Annotated in this window: 23 protein-coding genes and 1 pseudogene; 6 read left to right on the top strand and 18 right to left on the bottom strand. The window is 71.7% G+C overall.

Translation table 11 applies throughout. The features are described 5' to 3' along the window. Positions 1 to 255: 255 nt before the first annotated feature. The 9 genes from ACFVVO_RS27305 to ACFVVO_RS27345 all read right to left on the bottom strand — a co-directional run bounded on the left by ACFVVO_RS27305 (position 256) and on the right by ACFVVO_RS27345 (position 7,729). A complete protein-coding gene (locus ACFVVO_RS27305) occupies positions 256 to 459 on the bottom strand; it encodes a cold-shock protein (protein ID WP_030052720.1) in 204 nt (67 codons plus the stop codon). Between the two features lie 242 nt (positions 460 to 701). Beyond that, positions 702 to 1,040, bottom strand: a complete 339-nt coding sequence (locus ACFVVO_RS27310; protein WP_390058234.1) for a MerR family transcriptional regulator — start codon at positions 1,038 to 1,040, stop codon at positions 702 to 704. A gap of 1,126 nt (positions 1,041 to 2,166) precedes the next feature. Beyond that, positions 2,167 to 2,475 carry an SCO5918 family protein gene (locus tag ACFVVO_RS27315; protein ID WP_390058235.1) on the bottom strand — a complete coding sequence of 103 codons (309 nt, stop codon included), beginning with the start codon at positions 2,473 to 2,475 and terminating at the stop codon, positions 2,167 to 2,169. A gap of 50 nt (positions 2,476 to 2,525) precedes the next feature. Continuing rightward, on the bottom strand, positions 2,526 to 2,930 hold the full coding sequence (locus ACFVVO_RS27320) for a CBS domain-containing protein (protein ID WP_390058236.1): 405 nt from the start codon (positions 2,928 to 2,930) through the stop codon (positions 2,526 to 2,528). A 45-nt stretch (positions 2,931 to 2,975) separates the two neighbouring features. Next, entirely contained in the window at positions 2,976 to 4,469 is a 1,494-nt protein-coding gene (locus tag ACFVVO_RS27325) for a DEAD/DEAH box helicase (RefSeq protein WP_390058237.1), read from the bottom strand. Positions 4,470 to 4,813: 344 nt separating this feature from the next. Next, a complete protein-coding gene (locus tag ACFVVO_RS27330) occupies positions 4,814 to 5,017 on the bottom strand; it encodes a cold-shock protein (RefSeq protein WP_023586116.1) in 204 nt (67 codons plus the stop codon). A 529-nt stretch (positions 5,018 to 5,546) separates the two neighbouring features. Then, entirely contained in the window at positions 5,547 to 6,041 is a 495-nt protein-coding gene (locus ACFVVO_RS27335) for a GNAT family N-acetyltransferase (RefSeq protein ID WP_390058238.1), read from the bottom strand. A gap of 386 nt (positions 6,042 to 6,427) precedes the next feature. Beyond that, on the bottom strand, positions 6,428 to 6,910 hold the full coding sequence (locus tag ACFVVO_RS27340) for a GNAT family N-acetyltransferase (RefSeq protein WP_390058239.1): 483 nt from the start codon (positions 6,908 to 6,910) through the stop codon (positions 6,428 to 6,430). Between the two features lie 312 nt (positions 6,911 to 7,222). Beyond that, positions 7,223 to 7,729 (bottom strand): MarR family winged helix-turn-helix transcriptional regulator, encoded by a 507-nt coding sequence (locus tag ACFVVO_RS27345; protein ID WP_390058240.1) that lies wholly within the window; start codon positions 7,727 to 7,729, stop codon positions 7,223 to 7,225. 80 nt (positions 7,730 to 7,809) lie between these two features. On the opposite strand from ACFVVO_RS27345, the gene ACFVVO_RS27350 reads away from it, so the two are divergent. The 4 genes and pseudogenes from ACFVVO_RS27350 to ACFVVO_RS27365 all read left to right on the top strand — a co-directional run bounded on the left by ACFVVO_RS27350 (position 7,810) and on the right by ACFVVO_RS27365 (position 10,985). Further along, positions 7,810 to 9,942, top strand: a complete 2,133-nt coding sequence (locus ACFVVO_RS27350; protein WP_390058241.1) for an MMPL family transporter — start codon at positions 7,810 to 7,812, stop codon at positions 9,940 to 9,942. A gap of 75 nt (positions 9,943 to 10,017) precedes the next feature. Further along, positions 10,018 to 10,359: a DUF3140 domain-containing protein gene (locus tag ACFVVO_RS27355; RefSeq protein ID WP_390058242.1), complete on the top strand. Its 342-nt coding sequence runs from the start codon at positions 10,018 to 10,020 to the stop codon at positions 10,357 to 10,359. Between the two features lie 14 nt (positions 10,360 to 10,373). Then, a pseudogene (locus ACFVVO_RS27360) lies at positions 10,374 to 10,660 on the top strand (ATP-binding protein); the annotation flags it as partial. Positions 10,661 to 10,790: 130 nt separating this feature from the next. Continuing rightward, the gene (locus tag ACFVVO_RS27365) at positions 10,791 to 10,985 is read left to right on the top strand and encodes a hypothetical protein (protein WP_390058243.1); all 195 of its coding nucleotides are present in this window, start codon (positions 10,791 to 10,793) and stop codon (positions 10,983 to 10,985) included. Positions 10,986 to 11,034: 49 nt separating this feature from the next. Here the strand turns inward: ACFVVO_RS27365 and ACFVVO_RS27370 are convergent, their stop codons facing one another. The 8 genes from ACFVVO_RS27370 to ACFVVO_RS27405 all read right to left on the bottom strand — a co-directional run bounded on the left by ACFVVO_RS27370 (position 11,035) and on the right by ACFVVO_RS27405 (position 21,630). Continuing rightward, positions 11,035 to 12,984 carry an SWIM zinc finger family protein gene (locus ACFVVO_RS27370; protein WP_390058244.1) on the bottom strand — a complete coding sequence of 650 codons (1,950 nt, stop codon included), beginning with the start codon at positions 12,982 to 12,984 and terminating at the stop codon, positions 11,035 to 11,037. Continuing rightward, positions 12,981 to 15,860 (bottom strand): SNF2-related protein, encoded by a 2,880-nt coding sequence (locus ACFVVO_RS27375; protein ID WP_390058245.1) that lies wholly within the window; start codon positions 15,858 to 15,860, stop codon positions 12,981 to 12,983. Before ACFVVO_RS27375 ends, ACFVVO_RS27370 begins: the two co-directional genes overlap by 4 nt. Positions 15,861 to 15,990: 130 nt before the next feature. Beyond that, positions 15,991 to 16,572 carry a sugar kinase gene (locus ACFVVO_RS27380; RefSeq protein ID WP_390058246.1) on the bottom strand — a complete coding sequence of 194 codons (582 nt, stop codon included), beginning with the start codon at positions 16,570 to 16,572 and terminating at the stop codon, positions 15,991 to 15,993. Then, positions 16,569 to 17,714 carry an ROK family glucokinase gene (locus ACFVVO_RS27385; RefSeq protein WP_390058247.1) on the bottom strand — a complete coding sequence of 382 codons (1,146 nt, stop codon included), beginning with the start codon at positions 17,712 to 17,714 and terminating at the stop codon, positions 16,569 to 16,571. The genes ACFVVO_RS27380 and ACFVVO_RS27385 overlap by 4 nt, the downstream gene beginning before the upstream one ends. A gap of 143 nt (positions 17,715 to 17,857) precedes the next feature. Then, on the bottom strand, positions 17,858 to 18,661 hold the full coding sequence (locus ACFVVO_RS27390; protein ID WP_390058288.1) for an ATP-binding cassette domain-containing protein: 804 nt from the start codon (positions 18,659 to 18,661) through the stop codon (positions 17,858 to 17,860). After that, complete coding sequence (locus ACFVVO_RS27395; RefSeq protein ID WP_390058248.1) at positions 18,628 to 19,668, bottom strand: ABC transporter permease; 1,041 nt, start codon at positions 19,666 to 19,668, stop codon at positions 18,628 to 18,630. Before ACFVVO_RS27395 ends, ACFVVO_RS27390 begins: the two co-directional genes overlap by 34 nt. After that, on the bottom strand, positions 19,665 to 20,669 hold the full coding sequence (locus ACFVVO_RS27400; protein ID WP_390058249.1) for a sugar ABC transporter substrate-binding protein: 1,005 nt from the start codon (positions 20,667 to 20,669) through the stop codon (positions 19,665 to 19,667). The genes ACFVVO_RS27395 and ACFVVO_RS27400 overlap by 4 nt, the downstream gene beginning before the upstream one ends. Positions 20,670 to 20,880: 211 nt before the next feature. Then, positions 20,881 to 21,630, bottom strand: a complete 750-nt coding sequence (locus ACFVVO_RS27405; RefSeq protein ID WP_390058290.1) for a GntR family transcriptional regulator — start codon at positions 21,628 to 21,630, stop codon at positions 20,881 to 20,883. Positions 21,631 to 21,748: 118 nt separating this feature from the next. Here ACFVVO_RS27405 and ACFVVO_RS27410 point away from each other — a divergent pair, with 118 nt between their 5' ends. Further along, entirely contained in the window at positions 21,749 to 22,771 is a 1,023-nt protein-coding gene (locus ACFVVO_RS27410; protein ID WP_390058250.1) for a Gfo/Idh/MocA family oxidoreductase, read from the top strand. A gap of 85 nt (positions 22,772 to 22,856) precedes the next feature. Here the strand turns inward: ACFVVO_RS27410 and ACFVVO_RS27415 are convergent, their stop codons facing one another. Then, positions 22,857 to 24,047 carry a cytochrome P450 gene (locus tag ACFVVO_RS27415; protein ID WP_390058251.1) on the bottom strand — a complete coding sequence of 397 codons (1,191 nt, stop codon included), beginning with the start codon at positions 24,045 to 24,047 and terminating at the stop codon, positions 22,857 to 22,859. A 200-nt stretch (positions 24,048 to 24,247) separates the two neighbouring features. Here ACFVVO_RS27415 and ACFVVO_RS27420 point away from each other — a divergent pair, with 200 nt between their 5' ends. Further along, positions 24,248 to 24,643, top strand: a complete 396-nt coding sequence (locus ACFVVO_RS27420) for a ribonuclease domain-containing protein (protein WP_390058252.1) — start codon at positions 24,248 to 24,250, stop codon at positions 24,641 to 24,643. The last annotated feature ends 22 nt before the right edge of the window (positions 24,644 to 24,665 follow it).

The raw sequence follows: 24,665 nt of genomic DNA on the forward strand, positions 1-24,665 counted from the left end.
CCCGGTAGCCGCGCCGGACATGCGGCTCCCGTGCCCGACGACGCTGGCAGCGACTGAGGTCGGGAAGTTCCAAGCCGAAGTCGCACAAGCCCAGGGCCTCCACAGACCAGGGGCCGCGCAGCCATTGCTGCGCGGCCCCTGATCCTGCGTCGGCCCGGCACGAGGGCAGGCGCCTTCGTCCAGGTGGCCGGCAGGGCCCGCACGGGCGCGGCCACCGGACGCGGCGCGCGCGACCCCTCGGGCAGGTCTGCGAGGTCAGGCCAGGTTGATGTTCTCGGCCTGCGGACCCTTCTGGCCCTGGGTGACGTCGAACGTCACGGCCTGGCCCTCCTGGAGCTCACGAAAGCCCGTGGAGTTGATCGCGGAGTAGTGCGCGAAGACATCCGGACCGCCGCCGTCCTGGGCGATGAAGCCGAAGCCCTTCTCCGCGTTGAACCACTTCACAGTTCCCGTTGCCATGTCTTATGCCTTCCAGTCGATGAACGCCTCCCACTCCATGTGGAAGACGGAGGTGATCGCCCTGGTCCCTGCGGCACAGCACAGCAAAACGCCCACACCAGAGGCGTGGGCAAGAGGGAATTCCGAACCACGACAGCTGACGCAGACGCTACACGCCCACACACCGTGTCACCAGAGGAAATGATCACACCGCACACGAGACCGTGCGTGCGGTGCCCGCCGACGCTGACGGCACGCTCATCTCATGCCGCCGCCGTGGGGTTCGCCGATTCGGCGGCGCGGCGATATTCGGCGTTGATGCGCTGGGCTTCCTCGAGCTGGTCCTCGAGGATGACGATCCGGCAGGCGGCCTCGATGGGGGTGCCCCGATCGACGAGTTCCCGGGCGCGGGCGGCGACGCGCAGTTGGTAGCGGGAGTAGCGGCGGTGGCCGCCTGCGGAGCGGAGCGGGGTGATGAGGCGGGCTTCGCCGATGGCGCGGAGGAAGCCCTGTGTGGTGCCGAGCATCTCGGCGGCCCGGCCCATGGTGTAGGCGGGGTAATCGTCGTCGTCGAGACGGCCGAACGTGTCGTCTGCTGTCATCGCACCTCTCTGCGGAACGCGTTGAGGGGCCCTGGCGCCGTACTGGCACCAGGGCCCCGAAGGAACTACTACACCATCTGCCGGCCCTGATACTGCACCGGCCCTCTGTTTCCGCGGACCCGACCGAGACTCTGTCGGGGGCGCGGGGATCGCGGTTGCTTGACCGGAGACCACCTCACTATCGATGTCCTGCGGTACCCGGGTCCAAGACTTCCGCCCGGGCGATCCTGATGGTGCTCGGCTCCTCCGTTCTTCCCTCTTGATCAACTACTCACTGGCGGAAACTGCGAACTGCTGGTGGCCTCGAACAGCGCCACCCTTCGGCAGCCGGCCCCGTCGCCCGTCCTGCGTCTGCTCTGGCTTGGAACCCCACTGCCGAACCTCCCGGTGCGCGCGCCCGCAGCCGACGCCTTCACCGAGGTACTGCTCACTGACCTCACTGCTGGGTACTGCGATCCTTCATTTGCGGGTACTGCCACTGCGGTACTGCTCATGGCGGCCCCTGATCACTGCGGGCCACCCGGTCCGGTCGTCAGTCCCGTCGCCGTCCTGCAACCGCTATGGCTTCGGAACTCCACCACCGCACCGTCCTGCCAACTGCAACCGCGTGTACTACTGCCCGGCAGTTCGTCTCTGCCGGGCCTCGCTCGATCTCGGCTACGAGAGAAACCATAACCACAGCGCCGCCCAATGTCTACTCTGACCGACATAGATTTCCGCGCGCTCGAAGGCGAGGTAATCCGCCTCGACCGGCCCATGGTGGTTCAAGGAGCTCCAAGGCTCAGTCCGGCGCCCACCGTGACCCACCGCCGCGCAGCACGTCGGGCCGAGCGTGACGTCGCCGACTGCGCCGCGGCTACGGTCGGCGGGCACCGAGAAGGACGGGCCGCCCACGCATCTGCACTTCCATGTCGCGCGGATCCCGCAGCGCACGCCGGGAATCCCGGAGACGGGGGGATGCACCGGGTTGCGATCGCGGACGTCAGCGCCTGGACCGTGGGCGACTTCAGCTATTCCGATCACTGAGCGACGGCGACGGGAACCCGCTGCACGCAGTGTGGGCCCGACCGGCGTACCGGTCGGGCCCACACTGCTGGTCGGATTCGGCTCGTGCCTGTCTACCTGGTCAGACCGTCGCGGGGGTGCCGAGCATCGCGGAGGCGTGCTGCAGCGAGCCGGGGACGTCCAGAGGCGCGGCCTCGGGGAGGGCGCGGCAGGTGAAGCCGAGCTGAGTCATGGCCCGGAGGACTTCGGCGGCGCTGAAGTCACGGCGGTCCTGGCGGGTGATGACCTGGCCGACTTGCTTGAGGGGGTAGTGGCGGCGGCCGATGATCACGGATTCTCCGACGACCGGTTCGGGCTTGATGCCCTTCATCGATTCCAGCACTCCGCCCTTGGTGAGCTCGAAGGGGAAGCGGGCGATGACGCAGCGCATGTGTCCTCACAGGGGGAAGGGAAGAACGGTCCGACCAGGGGCGGGGCGTTTCAGCGGGAGAGGGCGAGGATGCCCGGGGCGCTGCCTTGCTCGCCCACGACTCGCGGAGCACCGAGCCGACGGGAGCGCATCGCGTGCTCGGCTTCGCCCATCGCGGTCACGGGTGAGGTGAACGATCCGTGGTCGCCGAGGATGTCGCGCAGGCGGACGCGATCTGTGTGAGCGCCGCTGTCGCGGACGGCGGTGAGGTCGGTTCGGGTCACCAGGCCGATGCGCTGGTCGTCCTGGTCGCAGACGACCAGTCGGCCCGTGCGTGCGGCGGCCATGACGGCCAGCGCCACCTCGACGCTCATGTCGTCACAGACCTGCGGTCCGGCCGCGTCCATGACCTCCAACGCCGTCCTGTGCACGGGGTTGGCGCCCGCCGGGTGGGGCTGCATCTGAATCAGCGTCAAAGGTGCCTCCTGCAGGCATGGGTCAACTTCCCGATCACGAAGGTTCTAGGCCACCGCGTCGAGGACGGGCCGGCGTACGGGGGCGCGCCGGGTCGCCGAGGAAGGGCGGTGTCGGCCTCGGGAGGAGGCGCTGCGCTTGGGGCGTTCGACCACCGGTGCGGTGATGACGACCGGGATGCCGGACGGGGCCTGGGCGCCGGTGATCCGGCTCAGGGCCTCGCCTCCCGAGCGGATCTGGGTGGTCTGCGGCCGGATTCCGGCGTCCGCCATGAGGCGGACCATGCCGCGGCGCTGGTTCGGTGTGACGAGCGTGACGACGCTGCCGGACTCGCCGGCGCGGGCGGTACGGCCGCCGCGGTGGAGGTAGTCCTTGTGGTCGGTCGGCGGATCGACGTTGACGACCAGGTCGAGGTTGTCGACGTGGATGCCGCGCGCCGCGACATTGGTCGCCACCAGCACGGTGACGTGCCCCGTCTTGAACTGCGCCAGCGTGCGGGTGCGTTGCGGCTGCGACTTGCCGCCGTGCAGCGCGGCGGCGCGCACCCCGCTGTTGAGCAGGTCCTGGGTCAGCCGGTCGACGGCGTGCTTGGTGTCCAGGAACATGATCACGCGGCCGTCGCGGGCGGCGATCTCGGTCGTGGCGGCGTGCTTGTCGGCGCCATGGACGTGCAGGACGTGGTGCTCCATCGTCGTGACCGCGCCGGCCGACGGGTCGACCGAATGCACGACGGGGTCGGTCAGATAGCGGCGAACCAGCAGGTCGACGTTACGGTCCAGGGTGGCGGAGAACAGCATCCGCTGTCCCTCCGGACGCACCTGGTCGAGCAGCGCGGTGACCTGGGGCATGAAACCCATGTCGGCCATCTGGTCGGCCTCGTCCAGCACCGTGATGCCCACGTGGTTCAGCCGGCAGTCACCACGGTCGATGAGGTCCTTGAGCCGGCCCGGGGTCGCGACGACGACCTCGACCCCGCCGCGCAGCGCGCCGGCCTGTCGGCCGATCGACATCCCGCCCACCACCGTGGCGAGCCGCAGCTTGGCGGAGCGGGCGTACGGCGTGAGCGCGTCGGTCACCTGCTGCGCCAACTCACGCGTCGGTACGAGGATCAGCGCCAGCGGCTGGCGGGGCTCGGCACGCTGGCCAGCGGTACGAGCGAGCAGGGCGAGGCCGAAGGCGAGAGTCTTCCCGGAACCAGTGCGGCCGCGGCCCAGGACGTCACGGCCGGCCAGGGAGTTCGGCAGCGTCGCTCCCTGGATCGGGAACGGTACGGTCACGCCCTGCTTGCCGAGTTCGGCCAGTAGAGGCTCGGGCATGCCGAGATCGGCGAAGCTCTCGACGGCGGGCAGCGCGGGGGTGATCGTCCTGGGGAGCGCGAACTCGCCCTGCACTGCGGCGGGCCGGCGGCCGTAACCACCGGAACGGGCCGGGCCGCCGGAACGGCGCGGTGCCGGTGAGCCCATGCGGCTGCCGCTCTTTCCGGCGTCGACACTGCCGTGACGGGAGCGGTCGAAGCGGTCGTTCGTACGGGTGCGGTTCATGCGGAACCTTCCTTGATGCGGCACATATCAAGGAATTCCCGCAGCAATGAGCGGCATGAAGAATTACAAGTATGGACCGGTGGCAAAAGAAAACAGGTCTGGGCCGGCGGAAATATCCGGGGGCGCAGGTGCTGAAATGGGTGACGCGATGGGACGTAAGATCCGGGCGTCGGCTGCGGCGCGGCTCTTCAGGACGCTCCCGCATCACTGAAGGAGGAGCCGCGCGTGGTGGGACTGCGGATTTCTCCGAGTCGTCCCGCAGGTGAAACCGCTGCGGGGGATGTGTGCAGCTGGGGCCCGCACCCCGAAGGATGCGGGCCCCAGCTACGAAATATGCGTCAGCGTCAGGCCGGAACGATGTTCTCGGCCGTCGGGCCCTTCTGGCCCTGCGCGATGTCAAAGGTCACCTTCTGGCCTTCGAGCAGCTCACGAAAACCCTGCGCGGCGATGTTCGAGTAGTGGGCGAACACGTCAGCGCCGCCACCGTCCTGCTCGATGAAGCCGAAGCCCTTTTCCGCGTTGAACCACTTCACGGTACCAGCAGCCATGTCATATCTCCTTCGGGGCAGTACATCGGATCCGCACTCCGCGGACACCGTGTCGCCGCGATGATTACCCCGCCCGGAAATGACCGGAAATACAAAAGCGCTCCCACCCGATAGAACTGGGTGGAGCACTTGAAGTTTCGGGAACCACAACTGCAACTGAGATCGACAGTAGCACACTGGAACGGCGCGTGCACATTACGCATTTCCGCTCCGCTCATTGCGGTAAGAACTCTCACTACACGGTCCGCCAAAGCCTCACTTCGCGAGCACAGATATCGCTCCACTCGGAGTGCGACGTTTCAGGAAGAGCGGTATCACAAAGTGCAACCAAGAATCGACCGAACATGCGGGCGGCCGGCTCCGGCCTGGTCGCGAAGACGGTGTCCTCGCCAGGACCTCGAACGCTTCCTGCCAGCGGGCAGGGTCTACGCCGTGACCTGCGGTCACCGCAAGATCGTTAGTCTTCACACCGATGTGATCAGCGATGGCCGCAGCCTTCCCGCAGCCGACCCACGAGCAAGATCAAGCTCTATGGCTGGAGGTCGTGCTGGTACCAGGTGCCTGACTTGCCGCCGAGATCGGCCGGGGTGGCAGGGCCAACCGGGACGAACCCGGCCTTGGTCAAGACTTTCCGGGACGCGGCATTCTCGTGAGAGGTGGCCGCCCGCAGTGTGCGCAGGCCGTGCCTCGCGGTCGCAATCCGGCACAGTTCCCGGACGGTCGCGGTCGCCACGCCGCGGCCGGCGACCCGCTCCGCGACCCGGTAGCCGAGTCTGGCAGTGCCGTCCTCCAAGTCGTACAGGTTGAACCTGCCGAGCACCGAGCCGTCCTCGGCGACGAGCACGTAGAAGGCGCAGCTGCCGGCCTCCTGCTCGGCCAACAAGGCGTCGTACCCGTCGGTGAACTGGTCGAAGTAGTCGTCGCCGCGGTCGGAGATCGAGGCAGCGAAGTAGGTGCGGTTCGCCCGCTCGAAGGCGAGAACGGCCGGGGCGTGGCCGGGATGCAGCCGCTTCAGCTCGGGCATTGCGCGACTCTACCCAGATCATGGGCTGAGGCCACCTGAGTTCCGCCAGTGGCAGACAGCCCCAAGACCAGGGCACATAACGATCTACGGCTGGAGTACTGGTCCGGAGCCTCCCGCCGATCCGCTCCCCCGCGGGCCGTACCGACGCCGGCCGGTGCAGCGGCCGACCTCTGTCGTGCGGGGAGCGAGCTGAGGTGTGCGCGATTTCGATGGCCCTGGGAGTGCCGGAGGTGAGGGAGTCGCCGGAAGAGGCCGCCGACGCAGGCGATCCCCCGCCGGGGCAGAGACGACCGCACACACGGAGCGCGCGGCGTCCAACGGCTCCTGCATGCCGGCCACGATGCAGGCGAAGCCAGTGCCCTGCGAACCGGCACCCCGCGTCATTCCTAAGGAATCCGAAACTCGAATTCGGGACGGTCCCACGGCACGGCGGGCGGGTTGGCGAGCGCGGTCCCGATCCGCACTGCACCGACACGGTGGTAGAAGTCCTCGGCGGGAAGATGCGACACGACCTTGACACGGTCGAGCCCGGCGGCACGGGCCTCGGACTGCATGTGCGCGACGAGCAGTCGTCCAATACCCCGGCCCTGCGCTTCGTCGGCGACGAACAGCAGGTCGAGCTCCGGTGGGGCGAGGACGAGCGAGTAGAACCCGAGGACCCGGCTCCCATGCTCGTCGGCGCCGACGGCTACGAAGGCACGGTGGGCCTCGATGTAATCAGGGCCGACCCGGTAGCCCGCGACCGCGGATGCGTACTTACCCTCGTAGGCGCCTGAGCCACGCACGAGCCGCGTGAGCCGTTTGGCATCCCGCGCGACGGCCCTCCGTATCGTGATCGGCCGGCTGATCGGGGAAGTGCGTGAACCCATCGGGAGAGTATTTCGCATCGGAGGGTGCCTTCGTGCGGCGGGTCGGCTGCTCGGGCAGGCGTTCCCGCACCGTTCCCGGGAACCGCTCGCCCAGGCCCTGATCGACCACGTCACCGCCGCCGAATGGGTTGCCGGCCAGCAGCAATGGACGCCCGCTGCGGAGGAGCTGGGGAACGGGGTGGTCGACGGCTGCTTCCCCCGGGCCTGCCGCGGCGAAAGCCAGCCTGTGCGGGGACGGCCTCGTGAGGCGGATCATCCTCGACCTGTTCACCGGCCCCGGCGGCCGGAGCCGGCCACGTCCCGGGGGGAACCTCACGGACGGGAGGCGGGACCGCTGCGCAGGAGGGCGAGTTCCCGGTTCATCTCCACGAGGAAGCGGGTGACGACGCTCAGCTCCGCGGGGCTGAAGCGCTGCCGCGCGGCCTCGGTGCCGCGGGCCAGGGGCTGGAAGAAGTCCCGGGCTACGCCTCTGGCCGCCTCCGCGTAGTGCAGATGGACGACGCGGCGGTCGTCGGCCGCGCGGACGCGCCGGATGTGCCCCGCCCGCTCCAGGCGGTCGAGGCAGGCGGTCACGGCGCCGGAGGTGAGGTCGAGCTGCCTGCGCAGCCGCCCGGGCGTCATGGGCCCCTCCTCGGGATCGGCGTCCAGGATCGCGACGAGGGCCTGGACGTCGGTGAGGTGGAGGCCCTGGGTCTGGGCGAACTCGTGGGCGATGCGGTTGAACTCGCCGTTGAGCCGGCGCAGAAGGACCGCGAAGGACTGCAACCCCGTGGGGTCGTCCCCCGGAAGAGGCGGCGAGGCGTGTTCGGTCCCGTACATCGCCCCAGTATATGGTTACTCAATCATTGAGATACTTGACGACTGACTTACTTGGTCGCACCCATACTTCGAGGAGACGCATGAGAGCGACACCCGGCTGGACGCGTTGGCTCGTGCCGCTCGTCCTGCTGTCCGTCTGGCTCGGCGTGGGCGGAACGCTCGGTCCCTACGCCGGGAAACTGGGCGAGGTCGCCACCAACGACCAGTCCGCGTTCCTGCCGCAGAGCGCGGAATCGACCAAGGTGCTCAAGGCCCGCGAGGCGTTCGACCAGGCCGAGACCCTGCCCGCGATCGTCGTCTGGACGGCGGACGGGAACCGAATCACGGACGACCGGCGCGCGACCGCCACCCGGGCCATCGGCGCACTCGCCGGGCGGACCGGGATCGTCGGCGCGCCGTCTCCCGCGCTGCCCTCCGAGGACGGAAAGGCGTTGCAGGCCGTCGTCCAGCTGAGGCCGGACCTGGGCGACCGGTTGCCCGACGTGCTGGACGCCGTGCGCGGGGCGGCGCGGAGCGTGCCGGGTACGACGGCGGAGATCGCCGGCCCGGCGGCGAGCCAGGCCGATCTGGGGGACGCGTTCGCGGGCATCGACGGGCTGCTGCTGGGCGTGGCGCTCGGCGCCGTGCTGCTGATCCTGCTCCTGGTCTACCGGAGCGTCCTGCTGCCCTTCGTGATCATCCTCGGTTCGGTGTTCGCCCTCGGACTGGCGTGCGCGGTCGTCTACGCGCTGGCCGACCACGACGTGGTCCGGGTGGACGGGCAGGTGCAAGGCATCCTCTCCATCCTCGTGATCGGCGCCGCCACCGACTACGCGCTGCTGCTGGCCGCGCGGTTCCGCGAGGAACTGGCGACGGGCCTGCACCGTGCCCCGGCCGCGATGGCGGCGGTGCGCAGGTCCTTCGGCGCGATCACCGCTAGCGCCGCCACCGTGGCACTCGCGCTGCTGGCCCTGCTCGCCAGCGACCTCACGAACAACCGCGCGCTCGGGCCGGTCGGCGCCATCGGCATCGTCTGCGCCGTGCTCTCCACGCTCACCTTCCTGCCGGCCGTGCTGGCGCTGCTCGGCCGCGGCGCCTACTGGCCGTCCCGGCCGCGGGAGTCGGACGCCTCCGTGGAGGGGCACGGCGTGTGGCACCGCGTCGCCGGCAAGGTGGGCGCCCGCCCGCGCGCGGTCTGGGTGGTGACCGCGCTCGGCCTCGCCGTGCTCGCGGCCTTCTCCCCCTCGCTGTCCGCGAAGGGAGTGCCCCTCGACGAGATCTTCGTGAACGACGCCCCGTCGGTCGCCGCCCAGAAGACGCTCGGCGAGCACTTCCCGGGCGGGTCCGGCAATCCGGCCGTCATCATCGCCGACGCCGGCCGTGCCGCCCAGGTGACCGCCGCGGCGAAGGGCACCGACGGCGTGGCGTCGGCGGCCGCCGTCTCGGCGTCCGGGCGGCCCGGTGGCGGGGCGCCGAAGGTCGTGGACGGGCGGGTCCGCATCGACGCCACCCTGAAGGCCGCGGCGGACAGCGACGCCGCCAAGCGGACCGTCGAGCGGCTGCGCGCCCGGGTGCACGCGGTGCCCGGGGCCGACGCGCTGGTCGGCGGCTACACGGCCCAGCAGTACGACACCCAGCGGACCTCCGCCCGGGACCGTACCGTCATCGTGCCCGTCGTGCTGGGGATCATCCTGCTGATCCTCGTCCTGCTGCTGCGCTCCCTGCTCGTGCCGGTGCTGCTGGTGGCGACGGTGGCGCTCAACTTCCTGGCGACGCTCGGCGTCTCGTCGCTCGTGTTCAAGCACCTGTTCGGCTTCGGCGGCGCGGACGCGTCGGTGCCCCTGTACGGGTTCGTGTTCCTGGTGGCGCTGGGGGTCGACTACAACATCTTCCTGATGTCCCGGGTGCGGGAGGAGGCACTCGTCCACGGCAACCGGCAGGGGGTGCTGCGCGGTCTGACCACGACCGGAGGGGTGATCACCTCGGCCGGGGTGGTGCTGGCCGCGACGTTCGCCGCCCTGACGGTGATCCCGCTGGCCTTCCTGGTGCAGATCGCGTTCATCGTGGCCTTCGGCGTGCTGCTGGACACCTTGGTGGTCCGCTCGCTGCTGGTCCCGGCCCTGATGCTCGACATCGGCCCGCGGGCCTGGTGGCCCAGTGTCCTGCCTCGTGACGGTGCGGCCCCCGTGCCCGGTGCGCGTGAGGCGAACGGGGTGGAGGGCGCCGGGGTCTGAGGATGCGCGCTCCGGTGACCTGGACGAACCTGGGCGAGTGAGGCGACCGGGTGACGTGAGGGGTGACAATCGTTGATGTCCGCACAACACAGGGACAGCGAGGACGACGACGTCCGGCACGCGTTCGGCGACGCCGTCAACATGACGGCCGGCGAACTCGAGAAGTGGCTGGAGACCGACGAGTCGAAGAGCGTGGGGCAGAGTGACGGCGGCGAGAGCGTCGGACACGAGTCCGGACGCCGGATCGTCACCCTGCTGCGCAGGAAGAAGGCGGATCTCGGCGAGGACGACATCGCCCACATGCGCAAGGTGGTCGGCTACGTCAGACGCCACGTCGAACAGCGCCCCGGTGGCGACATCACCGACACCAGATGGCGCTACTCACTCATGAACTGGGGTCACGATCCCAAGAAGTGACCGGCCGGCGGCCGGGCCTGGACGAGCTGGCCTTCACCACCGAGATCATCGTCAGCGAGCTGGTCACCAACGCCGTCCGCAACCCGGGCGGCCCGGTCGGGCTGCGGCTGACCAGGCACGACCGCCTGGTCTACGAGGTCACCGACCCCAGTCAGTCGCGCCGTATCCGCGCCGGGCCCGGCCGTCCGACGAGGGCGGGCGGGGCCTGTTCCTGGTCGCACAGATGACCCACCGTTGGGACAGCCGCTACCACCCCGGCGGCAAGACCATCTGGACCGAGCAGCTGCTGACGTCCGGGTGACGAGCGGGCGCGTACCGCCGCGCCCGCCCACGGGCGCGGCCGGAGAGCCCCGTCGACCCGGCCGACCGCGCTACGGCGTGGCGGGAACCGGCAGACCGTCCCGTCCGGACGTCAGAGGCGCGGCCTCCTCGTGCTCGCGGCGACCTTCCTGCCGGGCCACCGGCTGGTCGTGGAGCTGTCCAACGACGAGCCCCTGGCCGACGAGCACAACGCCCTGCTGCCGCCGGACGCGTTCCACCTGCCGGTGGGGCGTCCCGTCACCCACAAGATCTACCGCGACGCCGCCCATCCGTCCCGGCTGGTGCTGCCGTTCACGACGGTCTGAGCGCGGCTCCTGACCTCGCGGGCCGCGTCCCGGAGTTCCGGGGCGCGGCCTACAGGTCGTCCGGGGTGCCCAGGCCGGTCAGGGCTCCCACCGGGTCCAGGTGGGGGGTGCCCCGGGGCCACCAGTCCTCCTGGCCCGGCTCCGACTCGTAGGCGTACCACAGGCCGTCGCGGCCCAGGCGGAGCTGGACATGGCCGCGTGGGTGGGTGAGGTGGTTGCGCCAGGGGCGGAACGCCGGGAGGTCGGCGGCGAGCAGCAGCGGGCGGGCCCGGTCGAAGCGGCCGGCCGGCGGGTCCCAGGGGTCCTCCAGGACGGCCAGCCCCTCCGGGCCGCCCTGCCGCCAGGCGGCGACCGCGCGGGCCAGGTCGGCCGGGGTGCGTCCGACGGCCGCGGCGAGCGTGGCGTACAGCGCGCGGCTGGCGGCGGTCAGGCCGGAGCCCGGACGGGCCGCGGCGAGCCGTACGGCGTCCTGCCAGAGCGTGAGTTCACCGACCGGGTCGTGTCCGGTGGTGAGCAGGGCGTGCGCACGGGCGGCGGCGTCGGTGGCGAGCTGGTCCAGCGCGAAGGGGTCCGGGCCGCCGGGCGCCGCCGGGTACACCGGCGGCTGCTCGGGGTGCGGCGGCGCGGGCAACGGCTGGGGCGGCGGCGGCAGTCGGCGCGGGGCGAGGGCGTCGGTGGCGCGGACGCCGGGCAAGGACCGCGGCGCCCCTTCCTGGGCGGCGCGGGCCGCCCGGGCGGCGCTGCGGCGGGACAGCGCGTCCAGCAGCTCGCGTTCTCCGCGGCCGCGCAACAGGAGCAGTACGAAGGGGTCGGCGTCGAGCAGGCGTGCCGTCTGGTAGCAGAGGGCGGCCGCGTGCTTGCAGGGGTGTCCGGAGTCGGGGCAGCTGCAGCGCGGGGCGAGATCGCCGGGACCGGGCAGCAGGGGCACACCGCAGTCGGCGAGGGACTCGGGCAGCTCCTTGTCGAGCAGGGCCGCGATATGGCCCGGCCGGTCAGCGGCCGCGTCCAGGAACCGCTCCCAGTCACCGTCCTCCAGTGTGCGCAGGCGTACCTGCACCCGGTACGGACGCGGGCGGCTCCCCCGCACGTACGCCAGCACCAGGCCCGGGGTCACGGTGATCGCGTCCACGTTGCCCGCGTCCGCGTAACCCCGGCCCCGGACAAGCCTCTTGACGTCCAGCGCGCCCCGCTCCAGCGCGTCGACCCAGGCGTTGCCCCACCAGGCCCCGGCGAACGCGGACTCCTCCGCCGGAACGGCCGGTGGCGGGAACGCCGGGAAGGTTCGGCGCAGTTCGGAGTCCCGGTGCGGCGTGGCCATGGTGCTGGGCACCTGCGGAGGCGCGGCCGCGTGATCGTCCGGGCGGGCGGGGGTGCCGGCGTCACCCGGCTCGTGCGGGATTTCCGGGGTCTCAGGCGTATCCGGGGCCTCTGGGCTGTCCGGGCTGTCCGTCCAGGAGGGCATGCGGAAGGCGCCGTTCAGGAACTGCCGCATGTCCTGGACGGCTTGGGCGCGTGCGGCCCGGGGTGACTCGCCGGGCTGCCCGGGTCCGGCGGGCTCCCTGGACGGCTCGGAGGCCCGGCGCGCCGATGCGCGGCCCCCGCGCTGTGCACCGCCTTCCGCCGCCCGGGCCCGCGACGCCTCCCGCCGAGCGGCACGCAGCGCCTCCCGCGCGACATCGCCGGGGCGCCCTCCGGCGGACGGGGTCCCGGTGACGGACGGGGGCGCGTCGGTGGTCAGGGACGCGTCGGTGGTCGGGGGTGCGTCGGTGGTCGGGGCCGCGTCGGTGGGACGCAGTGCCGCCCTCGCTACGTCGGCGGGGCGGGGCTCAGCCGTGGTGGAGGGTCCCGCGCCGGACTCGGCGCCGGGCGCCGGCGCGGTGGTGGGCGGTGGGCTCTCCGGTTCGGGTGCCGTCTCGTTCCGTGCGGTCCCGGTGTGCCGGCGTGCCGCTCGCAGGGCCTCGCGGGCGGCGTCGCCGGGGCGATGCTCCCCGGTCGTCATGAGGTCCTCCGCAGTGAGACCAGATCGGACAGTTCGCGATCCGTCAGTTCCGTCAGGGCGGACTCGCCGGAGCCGAGGATGGCGTCGGCCAGGGCTCGTTTGGCGGCGAGCATCTCGGCGATGCGGTCCTCGACCGTGCCCTCGGTGACCAGGCGGTGGACCTGGACGGGCTGGGTCTGGCCGATGCGGTAGGCGCGGTCGGTGGCCTGCTCCTCCACGGCCGGGTTCCACCAGCGGTCGAAGTGGACGACATGGCCCGCGCGGGTGAGGTTCAGACCCGTGCCGGCCGCCTTCAGCGATAGCACCAGCACCGGGGTCCCGCCGCTCTGGAAGCGGTCGACCATGCGCTCGCGCTCCGGCACCGGCGTACCGCCGTGCAGGAGGTCCACGGGGACCGCGCGGGCGGACAGGTGGGCGGTGATGAGCCGGGCCATGCCGACGTACTGGGTGAAGACGAGGACGGAGCCGTCCTCGGCGAGCACGGTGTCCAGCAGCTCGTCCAGCAGGGCGAGTTTGCCGGAGCGGGCGGCCAGCCGGTCGGCGCGGGCCTCCTCCTTCAGGTACAGCGCGGGATGGTCGCAGATCTGCTTCAGGGCGCCGAGCAGTTTGAGGACCAGGCCGCGCCGGCCGATGCCCTCCGCGGTCTCGATGGCCAGCATGGACTCGCGCACCACCGCCTCGTACAGGGCGGCCTGTTCACGGGTGAGCGGCACCGGGTGGTCGGTCTCGGTCTTGGGCGGCAGCTCGGGGACGATGCCGGGGTCGGACTTCTTTCGGCGCAGCAGGAAAGGGCGGACCAGCCGGGACAGCCGCTCCACCGCCTCCTGGTCCTCGCCGTTCTCCACCGCGCGCGCGTGCCGGGCGCGGAAGGACTTCAGCGGGCCGAGGAGACCGGGGGTGGTCCAGTCGAGCAGGGCCCACAGTTCGGAGAGGTTGTTCTCCACCGGAGTCCCCGTGAGGGCCACACGCGCGGGTGCCGGGATGGTGCGCAGCGCCTTGGCGGTCGCGGAGTACGGGTTCTTCACGTGCTGCGCCTCGTCGGCGACGACCATCCCCCACGGCTGCTCGGCGAGCCGCTCGGCGGTGGAGCGCATCGTGCCGTACGTCGTGAGGACGAAGCCGCCGGCCAGGCCGCCCAGGGTGCGGTCGGGTCCGTGGAAGCGGCGGACCGGGACGCCGGGCGCGAACCGGGTGATCTCGCGCTGCCAGTTGCCCAGCAGGGACGCGGGGCAGACCACCAGGGTCGGCTCGGTGCGGGCCCGCTTCAGATGCAGGGCGATGAGCGTGACGGTCTTGCCGAGGCCCATGTCGTCGGCGAGGCAGCCGCCGAGGCCGAGGGAGGTCATCAGGTCGAGCCAGGCCAGGCCGCGCAGCTGGTAGTCGCGGAGGGTGGCGTCGAGTCCGGCGGGCGGTTCGGCCGGGCGCAGTCCGGCGGTGAGGCGGTCGCGCAGGGCGGCCAGCGCGCCGGCGGGGACGGCCTCGACGCTCTCGCCGTCCACCTCGGCGGTGCCGGTGAGGGCGACGGACAGCGCGTCGACCGGGTCGAGCAGGCCCAGTTCGCGTTTGCGGGCCTTGCGGACCAGGGCCGGATCGACCAGCACCCAGCGGTCCCGGAGCCGTACGACCGGCCGGTGGGCCTCGGCGAGCGCGTCCATCTCGGCCTCGCTGAGCGGTTCCCCGCCGAGCGCGAGCTGCCAGCTGAACCGCAGCAGGTCCTCGCTCTCGAAGAACCCGGTGCCGTCGGTCGCCGAGCCGGGCGCCGGGCGCACCACGGCGGTGGCGCTGAGGTCGCGGGCGAGGTCCCGGGGCCAGTGCACGGCCACCCCGGCGGCGCCGAGCCGCGCGGTGGCCACGCCGAGGAGATCGCCCAGCTCCTCCTCCGACAGGGCGAGGACGTCGGGGACGTCCTGCTCGGTGAGCCGGTGCAGCGGCGGCCACACCCGGGCCGCGCGCCGTACGGCGAGGGCGGCGTCCACATGGGCGCGCGGGCCGAACGCCGCGTCCGCCTCGCCGGCCCACAGGGCGGCCGCGTCGGTCATCAGAGTGGGATCGGCGAGGCTGTGCACCTGCACGATCGCGGCCCCGGCGGCGCGGGCGCCCTCGACGGCTCCGGCGTCGAAGACGTCGTACGCGGACAGGTCGAGGCGCAGCGAGATCCGTACGCCCGCGTCCATGCCGGCGGCGACCTCCGCGGCCCACTCGTGGGCGTGCGGCAGGGACTGGGGCTCTCGGGCGGCGAAGGGCCGGCCCGCGGTGTGGGCGGCGGCGGGGGTGCGGGGCAGGGTGTCGGCGACCGCGTCCAGGAAGGAGCGGACCAGCGCCTCCGGCTCGGGCAGCCGCAGCGGGCCGGGTTCCGGCAGCGGGACGGCGTGGCCCTCGGGCGGCAGGGCGGCGGCCACCGCGCGCAGATGGGTGATGTCGCCGGGTTCCAGCGGACCGGCCCGCCAGGCGTCGTGGCCGCCGGGGGTCAGGCCGGGCAGCAGGCGGCCACGGGCGACGAGGCGCAGGGCGTGCAGCGCGGCGGCGCCCCAGCAGGCGGTGGCCGGGTGGGCGGCGGGGTCGCGCCGGGCCCGTACCAGCAGGGGCAGTGCCTCGGCGATCGACAGGGTCAGCGCGGGCACCTGCCGGCGGCGGGCACCCGCTCCGTGGCGTCGTACGACGGTCAGCTCTTCGACGGCCGGCGCGCCGGCCCCGTCGGGGGCTCCGGTCCCGTCGTCGGTGGGCAGCGGGCCGCCCTCGGGGTCCCAGAAGGCGATCCGGCTCTCGCGCGGGAGCGGCGCGGGCAGGTAGACGGACGCGAGGCGCACCGGTACCGGGTTCCCGGTCGGGCCGGGCCCTCCCGCGGGTCCCGCGACCGCGGCCGTGCCACCACTCATACGTTCTGCCACCTCCCGCCCGGGTCCTGGACCTGCCGGACGCCCTCGACTCTACGGGCGGGGTCTGACAACCGGGTCCGGCCGCCGGGCCGCGGCGGTGCCACGGTCCCGGCGGCCGCCCGGGACCGCGCTACGGGACCGTGCGGGAGACGACGTACACCATCGGGAAGTTCGGGTCGGCCATGTTCACGAGCACGTCCTGGGTGGGCGCCGGGTTCTTCTGCGGATGAGCCAGCCCCCACCACGGGCCGGGTCCGGTGAAGTTCCAGCCGGAGACCTTCCGGTCGCGGGCGCTGATCGGCTCGGCGTCCTTCTTCAGCTCGTCCCGGCGTACGCCCATGGCGCCCAGGAAGCTGTCCAGGCCGGCGCTGTTGGTACGGAACTGTATGTACAGCCGGCTGGTCTTCCAGTTGTTGGTCTCGTAGTAGGCGATGTAGTCGGCGGGGTGCGGTACGGCCACCTGGTAGAGGCGGCGCTGCACCTTGGAGGGGAAGCCCGGGGCGAGGCCGGTCGCCGAGTACTTCGCCTCCTTGTCCTTGCCGCTGCTTCGGCTCTGGTTGGCGGAGATCACCAGATAGCCCGCCGGGACGCCGATGAGCAGCACGATGATCAGCAGGGTGAGCACCCTGCGTTTCGCCTTGTGGCGGGGGTCCTCCACGGCCCGGCGCGGCTCGTCCGGCGGCGCGGCCTGGTGCGGCAGCGATGTGGTCATGCGGTGTCCTGGTCGCGGCGGGCCTGCGCGTACCGCTCGTAGCGCTCGTAGCGCTCCACCCGGCGCCGCTTGGCCCGGCGGAACCGCCGGGCGACCAGCCGGGCGAGGTCGGCGGCGCCCACCATGCCGGCCTCGGGACCGAGCTGGGCGCGGGTGATGCGGGCCTCGGGGCGGTAGCCGCGGCCGGTGAGGTGGCGCTTGAAGGCGTCCCGGGCGGGGCCGATGAGCAGGTCGTCGGCGGCGCTGACGCCGCCGCCGATCACGAAGCAGGACGGGTCGAGGGCCGCCGCCAGGTTGGCGATGCCGACGCCGAGCCACTGGCCGATGTCCTGCAGCAGCTCGATGCACATGGCGTCGCCCTCGCGGGCCAGCTCGGTGATCATCGGGCCGGAGATGTCGTCGATGGCGCCCTTGACGTGCTCGATGATCCCGTAGGCCACCGGGGAGTCGGCCGCGGCCAGCTCCTTGGCCTCACGGACGAGCGCGTTGCCGGAGCTGTACTGCTCCCAGCAGCCGCGGTTGCCGCACGGGCAGCGGTGGCCGCCGGGCACCACCTGCATGTGGCCGAACTCACCCGCGACGCCGTACTTGCCGCGCTTGACCTGGCCGTCCTCCAGGATGGCGCCGCCGATGCCGGTGCCGAGGGTGATCATGACCAGGTGGTCCTCGCCGCGTCCGGCGCCGAAGCGCCACTCCGCCCAGGCGGCGGCGTTGGCGTCGTTGTCCACCAGGACCGGTACGGACAGGCGGCTGGCGAGGCGGTCCCGCAGGGGCTCGTTGCGCCAGGACAGATGGGGCGCGAACAGGACGCGGTTGCGGTCGGCGTCGACCCAGCCGGCGGCGCCGATGCCGACCGCGTGCACGTCGTGCCGGTCGGACAGGTCCAGGACCAGCTCGGCGATGGTGTCCTCGACGACCTTGGGGCTCTTGGACTTGTCCGGGGTCTCCGCGCGGAGCTTCTCCAGGATGTTGCCGTCGGCGTCCACCACGCCCGCCATGACCTTGGTGCCGCCGATGTCGATACCGACCGTGGGCACGCGGGGCGCGGTCAGGTGCGAGCGGCGTTCCCTTGTCCCGACCGTGCGCAGCACGGGGGCTCGGCGGGAGCCGATGGGGGCGGTGAGGTCGCGGTAGGTGCTCATCGTTGCTCGATTCTGCCTCACCGTGGGGGCAGGTGCCGTACACGGCCGCGGACGGACGGGTGCGCGATCAGTGCAGGAACCGGTCCGTCCGGTCCGGTCGCGCCCACGCCGTGAAGCCGCAGAACGACACGGCCCCGCGCCCCTCAGCCACGCTGCAGTTCATGGCGTAGAGCGTCAAGGTCGGAGCCGCCGGCCATCTGTTGGGTCAGCTCGTCCAGGGTGATCTCGTCCCTTGTGTGATTGCCCACCATCGTGCCCCGCCGCAGCAGGACGAACCTGTCGCCCACCAGGTACGCGTGGTGCGGGTTGTGGGTGATCAGTACGACGCCCAGGCCCTCGTCGCGTGCCGCCGCCACGTACTTCAGCACCACGCCCGACTGCTTCACACCCAGCGCCGCCGTCGGCTCGTCCAGGATCAGGACCTTGGCGCCGAAGTGGACGGCGCGGGCGATCGCCACGCACTGGCGCTCGCCGCCGGAGAGGGTGCCGATGGGCTGGTCGACGTCGCGCAGGTCGATGCCCATGCGGAGCAGGGCCTCGCGCGTGGTGCGGCGCATGAGGTCGATGTCCAGGCGCTTGAACGGGCCCACGCCCTTGCGGGGCTCCGAGCCCAGGAAGAAGTTGCGCCAGACCGGCATCAGGGGAACGACGGCGAGGTCCTGGTAGACCGTGGCGATGCCCCGGTCCAGGGCCTCGCGCGGGGAGGAGAGGGTCGTCTCCTCGCCCTCGATGCGCAGGGTGCCGCCGTCGTGCCGGTGCAGGCCCGCGACGATCTTGATCAGGGTGGACTTGCCGGCCCCGTTGTCTCCGAGGACGCAGGTGATCTCCCCGGGATGGACCTCGAGGGAGACGCCTTCGAGGGCGCGGACGGTGCCGTAGTGCTTGCTGACGTCGGTCAGCTCGACGAGAGAAGTCACTTGTTGGCCTCCGCGCGCTTGCGGACCCAGGCGTTGAGCAGGGTCGCGAGGAGCAGCATCGCTCCGAGGAAGAACTTGAACCAGTCCGGGTTCCACTCGGCGAAGACGATGCCCTTGCTGGTCATGCCGAACAGGAGCGCGCCGACCGCCGAGCCGACGGCGCTGCCGTACCCGCCGGTGATGAGGCAGCCGCCGATGACGGCCGCGATGATGTAGATCAGCTCGTTGCCGACGCCCTCGCCGGACTGGACGGCGTCGAAGGAGAAGAGCAGGTGCTGGCCGGAGATCCAGGCGCCGAGCGCCACGCCCATGTAGAGGCCGATCTTCGTCCTGGCGACCGGGACGCCGACCGCGCGTGCCGCGTCCTGGTTGCCACCGGCCGCGAAGATCCAGTTGCCGGCGCGGGTGCGCAGCAGGATCCAGGAACCGAGGGCGACCAGTCCGAGCCACCACAGGATGGTGACCTTGAAGTCGAGGCCGCCGACGGTGAGGGTCGAGGCGAAGACGGCGTGGGCGCTCGGGAAGCCCTCCATGTCGGCGATGGTCTTGGTGGAGACCGTGTCGTCGATCAGCTTGGTGAAGCCGAGGTTCATGCCGGTCAGCATCAGGAAGGTGCCGAGCGTGATGATGAAGCTGGGCAGTTTCGTACGAGTGAGCATGAAGCCGTTGAAGGCGCCGATCGCCAGGGTGACCAGCAGTGATACGCCCACACCGACCCAGGTGTTCGCCGTCATCTGGTAGCTGAACATCGACGAGACCAGCGCCGAGGACGTCACCAGGACGCCGGCGGACAGGTCGAACTCGCCGCCGATCATCAGCAGCGCCACGGGGACGGCCATGATGCCGATGGTCGAGGAGGCGTACAGGACCGTGCTGAGGCTGGCGGCACGCAGGAAGCCGTCGGCGGCGAAGGCGAAGACGACGAAGACGGCGAGCGCGCCGACCACCGAGCCCAGCTCCGGGCGGGCGAGCAGTTTCCGCAGGGGCGAGCTCCGCAGAAGTCTCTCGTCCGGCGCCTGTTCGAGCGTGGCGTTCATCGGGTGCCCCGCTCGGTGTAGTCGGCCAGCGCGGCGGCCTGGTCCTTGGTGACGATCTGCGGGCCGGTCAGCACGGGCCGGCCGCCGCCGAGGACGTCGCCGTTGTACTTGTACAGCCAGAGCAGGTCCACGGCCTGGTAGCCCTGGAGGTAGGGCTGCTGGTCCACGGCGAAGCCGAGGGTGCCGTCCTTCAGCTCGGCGGCGACCTTGGCGTTGAGGTCGAAGGTGTCGATCTCCGCCTTGCTGCCCGCACCCTTCCTCGCCTGCACCGCGGTGTCGGCGTAGGGGGCGCCGAGGGTGACGACCGCGTCGACGGAGGTGTCCGCCTGGAGCTTGGCCTCGATCGCGGACTGCGTGTCGGGCATGTTGGTGCCGTTGACGTACAGCTTGCGCACGGTGCCGTGGAAGGTCTTGGCCACACCGTCGCACCGCTGCTCGTGGCCGACGTTGCCCTGCTCGTGCAGGACGCACAGCGCCTTCTTCTTCCCGCGCTTGTTCAGCTCCTCGCCGACGGCCTCGCCGGCGACGGTCTCGTCCTGGCCGATGTGGGTGAGGGCGCCGAAGGCCTTGGACTCCTCGGAGCCGGAGTTCACGGTGATCACCGGGATGCCGGCCTTCTCGGCGCGGGCGACGGCGGCCTTGAGGGCGTCGGGCTTGGCGAGGGTGACGATGATGGCGTCGACCTTCTTGTCGACCGCCGCGTCCACCAGCTGGGCCTGCTGCTGGGCCTCGTCGTCGTGCGAGTACAGGAAGTTGATGTTGTCCTTGAGGGCGGCCTGCTTGGCGCCGCTCTGCACGATGTCCCAGAAGGTGTCGCCGTCTCCCGAGTGGGTGATCATCGCGAAGGTCCAGCGGGGGGTGTTCACCGCCGCCCGCCCCTGGGCCGCCGCGGCCTTGCGGGCGTCCTCCGCCCGTTTGCCGCCGGTGCTGCTGCACCCGGCGAGGGACACCGAGAGTGCCCCTGCCAGCGCGATGCCTACCCAGGTCCGAAACCGTGCCACGAGGCCGTGCCCTTCTTGCCGTGTCCGTCCGTACGCAAGGGGCCGGCGATCATCTCGGCGGCCCCGAACACTCCAGTATCGAACACGGGGAACACCCATGACACCGCCGGGGAGTCCCTGCCCGCCAACTTGTCCGGACATTGCGACGTGACGCGGGCCGGGCGATCAAGGGCGTGCGGGCCCTGCGATCAGGGGCGTACGAGCCGGCGGCTCAGGGGCGTACCAGGAGCTGGAACTCGAAGGAGTAGCGGCTCGGACGGTAGGTGTGGTCGCCGAACTCCACCGCGCGGCCGGTGTCGTCGAAGGTGGTGCGCCGCATGGTGAGCAGCGGGGCGCCCGCCGTCTCGGAGAGCCGCTCGGCCTCGGCGGCCGTGGCGCCCCGGGCGCCGATGGACTGGCGGGCGCTGTGCAGGGTGATCCCGGCGGAGCGCATCAGCCGGTACAGACCGGTGGCCTCCAGCCGGCCGGTCTCCAGGTCGAGCAGGCCGGGCGGCAGGTGGTTGATCAGGTACGCCATCGGCTCGCCGTGCGCGAGGCGCAGCCGCTCGACGCGGTGGACGTCGCTGCCCTCGGGCAACGCGAGCGCGGCGGCGATCTCGGCGGAGGCGGGGACGACGGTGTTGACCAGGACCCTGGTCTCGGGCCGCTGCCCGGCCGCCTCCAGATCGTCGTAGAGGCTGCTCAGCTCCAGGGGGCGCTTGACCTGGCTGTGCACGACCTGGGTGCCCACGCCCCGGCGGCGGACCAGCAGGCCCTTGTCGACGAGGGACTGGATGGCCTGGCGGACGGTGGGCCGGGACAGGCCGAGCCGGGCGGCCAGCTCGATCTCGTTGCCCAGCAGGCTGCCGGGCGTGAGGCTGCCGTGCTCGATCGCGGCCTCGAGCTGCTGGGAGAGCTGGAAGTACAACGGCACCGGGGAACTGCGGTCCACACGGAGATCGAGTGAGACGGTCGGGTCCACAACTGGTTTGGGCACGGGCTCGAGCGTAGCCGCGTGCCCGGTTGACGGGAAGTCGTGTAGTCCGGTTGTCCGGACATTGCGATTGACAGGGTCCGGGGTCCGCCCTCACTTTGTTTCCATGCGCATCGGGGTCATCGGTACGGGCCGCATCGGCACCATTCATGCGAACACGCTCAGCCGCAGTCGCGAGGTCGGGTCGCTGATCCTGACCGACGCGGACCCGGCGCGGGCACAAGCGCTTGCACACCGGCTGGGCGAGACGGCGGCGCCAGGGGTGGACGAGATCTTCAGGTGGGGCGTGGACGCGGTGGTGATCACCACGGCGACCGCGGCGCACGCCGAGCTGATCGGCCGGGCGGCCCGGTCCGGCCTGCCGGTCTTCTGCGAGAAACCCATAGCGCTCGACCTGCCGGGCACCCTGCACGCGCTCGCCGAGGTCGAGGCGGCGGGGACGGTGCTGCAGATGGGCTTCCAGCGGCGTTTCGACGCGGGCTACGCGGGCGCCCGGGAGGCGGTGCGCTCGGGCCGGCTCGGGCGGCTGCACACCGTACGGGCGATGACCTCCGACCAGTCCCCTCCCCCGCCGGAGTGGCTGCCGCTGTCCGGCGGTCTGTTCCGGGACACCCTGATCCACGACTTCGACGCGCTGCGCTGGGTGACCGGCCGCGAGGTGACGGACGTGTACGCGACCGGCTCGGACGCCGGGCCGCCGATGTTCCGCCAGGCCGGGGACGTCAGCACCGGCGGGGCCCTGCTCACCCTGGACGACGGCACGCTCGCCACGGCGACGGCGACCCGGCTGAACGGCGCCGGGTACGACGTCCGGATGGAGCTGGCCGGGGAACGGGACACGGTCGTGGTGGGCCTGGACGACCGTACGCCGGTCGCGTCCACCGAGCCGACCGGGCCACCGGCCGCGTCCAGGCCCTGGACCGGGTTCCTGGAGCGGTTCGGGCCGGCCTACGAGGCCGAGCTGTGCGCCTTCGTCGAGGTGCTGCGCGGTGAGCGGCCCAATCCGTGCGACGGCCAGGAGGCCCTGCAGGCGCTGCGGATCGCCGAGGCCTGCGAGGTGTCCCGGCGGGAGCGCCGCCCGGTGCGGCTGCTGGAGATGCAGGACCGGGTCCAGCCGTCGTACGGCTGAACCCGTGCCCCTCACCGGCACGGCCGTCTGCCTGGGCCGGTGCCGCTCACCGGCGCGGCGGCCCGTCCGGCCGGGCCGGTGGGGTTCACCAGCGCACGGGAAGGCTGCGCATCCCCCGCATCAGCAGGCCCGGCAGCCACTCGCCCGGGGAGCCGTCGAGGGCGAGGCCGGGGGCGCGCTCCAGGAGGGTGCCGATGGCGATACGGCCCTCCAGGCGGGCCAGGGGCGCGCCCAGGCAGTAGTGGATGCCGTGGCCGAAGGCGAGGTGGCCGCGGGCGTCGCGGCGGATGTCGAACCGGTCCGGGTCGGCGTAGCGGTCGCCGTCACGGCCGGCGGCGGTGAGCCCGATCATCACCGACTGGCCCTTCTCGATCACCGTGCCGGCGATCTCCAGGGTTTCGGCGGCGTACCGGTACGTGCCGGTCTCCACCGGGCCCTCGTAGCGCAGCATCTCCTCGACGGCACCCTCCAGGAGGCCCATGTCGGCACGCAGGGCGGCGAGTTGGTCCGGGTGGGCGAGGAGGGCGTGGACGCCGTTGCCGACGAGGTTGACGGTGGTCTCGTGGCCGGCGATGAGCAGCAGATAGGCCATGCCGCTCAGTTCCCGCGAGGAGAGCCGGTCGCCGTCCTCGGCGGTGGTGCGGATCAGGTCGCTGAGCAGGTCGTCGGTGGGGCCGGCGCTCCGCTTGTCCTCGATCAGGTCCCGGAGGTACCGGGCGAGGGCGACGACCGCGTCGTACTCCGTGTCGGCGCTGGTCGGTGCGACGACCTCGGTGGAGATCCGGCGGAACTCCGCGCGGTCCATGTCCGGGACGCCGAGGAGTTCGCAGATGACGGTGAGGGGCAGCGGGTAGGCCATCGCCTCGATGAGGTCGGCGCGGCCGCGCGGCAGCATCTCGTCCAGCAGGTCGTCGGTGATTTGCTGGATCCGGGGGCGCAGCCGCTCCACCCGGCGCATGGTGAACGCGCGCGTGACCAGGGAGCGCAGCCGGGTGTGCTGGGGCGGGTCGGTGACCAGCAGGTACTTGCCGATCTTCTCCTCGTCCAGCAGGGGCGAGCCGATCCGGGCGGTGTCCTTGGCCAGCCGGGGATCGGCGAGGGCGGCACGCGCCTCCTCGTACCCGACGACCAGCCAGGTCAACTGTCCCGTGTCCGCCCCGCCGAGCCGTACCCGGTGCACAGGCCCCTGCTCGCGCAGCTTCGCGTAGTACGGATGCGGGTCCGTGCGGAACGCGTCCCCGAACTCCCTGAGATCGATCACCGGTCGCCTGCCCATCGCTCCCCTTCCGGACTCCCCCGAGGCGCACCGGGGACGTCCCCCGGTGCGGTGCCTGCAAGGTGCCAACGCGCGGGACGGGCGCTCAGTGCCCATCGCCGCCGGTCCAGGTCAACTCGCGCGACATTCACGTGACTTCACGGGAAACTCCGCAAGATTGTCATTGACATGTCACGCTCTACGCGCGTCATCATGAAGGCATGAGATTCCCCCCACGCGCATCTCGTATCAGTGTCGCCGCCGCTGCCCTGTCCGCCCTCCTCGTGGGTGGCGCCGTCTCCGCCACCACGGCGGACGCGACGGCCGCCTCCGTCGGCAGCATCTGTTACGGCGACCTCCCCTCACAGGCACACGACACGCTCGATCTGATCGACAAGGGCGGGCCGTTCCCCTACTCGCAGGACGGGACCGTCTTCCAGAACCGGGAGAACGTGCTGCCGAGTCAGCAGAGCGGCTACTACCACGAGTACACCGTCATCACGCCGGGCTCCCCCACGCGCGGCGCACGCAGGATCGTCACCGGCGAGGAAACCCAGGAGGACTACTACACCTCCGACCACTACACCACGTTCGACCTCGTCGACTTCGGCTGCTAGGTCGTACCGGCATCGTCCGTAC

Origin of the sequence: Streptomyces sp. NPDC058145, assembly GCF_042884245.1 — a bacterium.
In the GTDB taxonomy this organism is placed as follows: domain Bacteria; phylum Actinomycetota; class Actinomycetes; order Streptomycetales; family Streptomycetaceae; genus Streptomyces.

What these genes read in the sequence shown, in the direction of transcription:
- ACFVVO_RS27305 (WP_030052720.1), bottom strand. Translation starts at nt 459, where the DNA reads ATGGCAACGGGAACTGTGAAGTGGTTCAACGCGGAGAAGGGCTTCGGC.
- ACFVVO_RS27310 (WP_390058234.1), bottom strand. Translation starts at nt 1,040, where the DNA reads ATGACAGCAGACGACACGTTCGGCCGTCTCGACGACGACGATTACCCC.
- ACFVVO_RS27315 (WP_390058235.1), bottom strand. Translation starts at nt 2,475, where the DNA reads ATGCGCTGCGTCATCGCCCGCTTCCCCTTCGAGCTCACCAAGGGCGGA.
- ACFVVO_RS27325 (WP_390058237.1), bottom strand. Translation starts at nt 4,469, where the DNA reads ATGAACCGCACCCGTACGAACGACCGCTTCGACCGCTCCCGTCACGGC.
- ACFVVO_RS27330 (WP_023586116.1), bottom strand. Translation starts at nt 5,017, where the DNA reads ATGGCTGCTGGTACCGTGAAGTGGTTCAACGCGGAAAAGGGCTTCGGC.
- ACFVVO_RS27335 (WP_390058238.1), bottom strand. Translation starts at nt 6,041, where the DNA reads ATGCCCGAGCTGAAGCGGCTGCATCCCGGCCACGCCCCGGCCGTTCTC.
- ACFVVO_RS27340 (WP_390058239.1), bottom strand. Translation starts at nt 6,910, where the DNA reads ATGGGTTCACGCACTTCCCCGATCAGCCGGCCGATCACGATACGGAGG.
- ACFVVO_RS27345 (WP_390058240.1), bottom strand. Translation starts at nt 7,729, where the DNA reads ATGTACGGGACCGAACACGCCTCGCCGCCTCTTCCGGGGGACGACCCC.
- ACFVVO_RS27350 (WP_390058241.1), top strand. Translation starts at nt 7,810, where the DNA reads ATGAGAGCGACACCCGGCTGGACGCGTTGGCTCGTGCCGCTCGTCCTG.
- ACFVVO_RS27355 (WP_390058242.1), top strand. Translation starts at nt 10,018, where the DNA reads ATGTCCGCACAACACAGGGACAGCGAGGACGACGACGTCCGGCACGCG.
- ACFVVO_RS27370 (WP_390058244.1), bottom strand. Translation starts at nt 12,984, where the DNA reads ATGACGACCGGGGAGCATCGCCCCGGCGACGCCGCCCGCGAGGCCCTG.
- ACFVVO_RS27375 (WP_390058245.1), bottom strand. Translation starts at nt 15,860, where the DNA reads ATGAGTGGTGGCACGGCCGCGGTCGCGGGACCCGCGGGAGGGCCCGGC.
- ACFVVO_RS27380 (WP_390058246.1), bottom strand. Translation starts at nt 16,572, where the DNA reads ATGACCACATCGCTGCCGCACCAGGCCGCGCCGCCGGACGAGCCGCGC.
- ACFVVO_RS27385 (WP_390058247.1), bottom strand. Translation starts at nt 17,714, where the DNA reads ATGAGCACCTACCGCGACCTCACCGCCCCCATCGGCTCCCGCCGAGCC.
- ACFVVO_RS27395 (WP_390058248.1), bottom strand. Translation starts at nt 19,668, where the DNA reads ATGAACGCCACGCTCGAACAGGCGCCGGACGAGAGACTTCTGCGGAGC.
- ACFVVO_RS27410 (WP_390058250.1), top strand. Translation starts at nt 21,749, where the DNA reads ATGCGCATCGGGGTCATCGGTACGGGCCGCATCGGCACCATTCATGCG.
- ACFVVO_RS27415 (WP_390058251.1), bottom strand. Translation starts at nt 24,047, where the DNA reads ATGGGCAGGCGACCGGTGATCGATCTCAGGGAGTTCGGGGACGCGTTC.
- ACFVVO_RS27420 (WP_390058252.1), top strand. Translation starts at nt 24,248, where the DNA reads ATGAGATTCCCCCCACGCGCATCTCGTATCAGTGTCGCCGCCGCTGCC.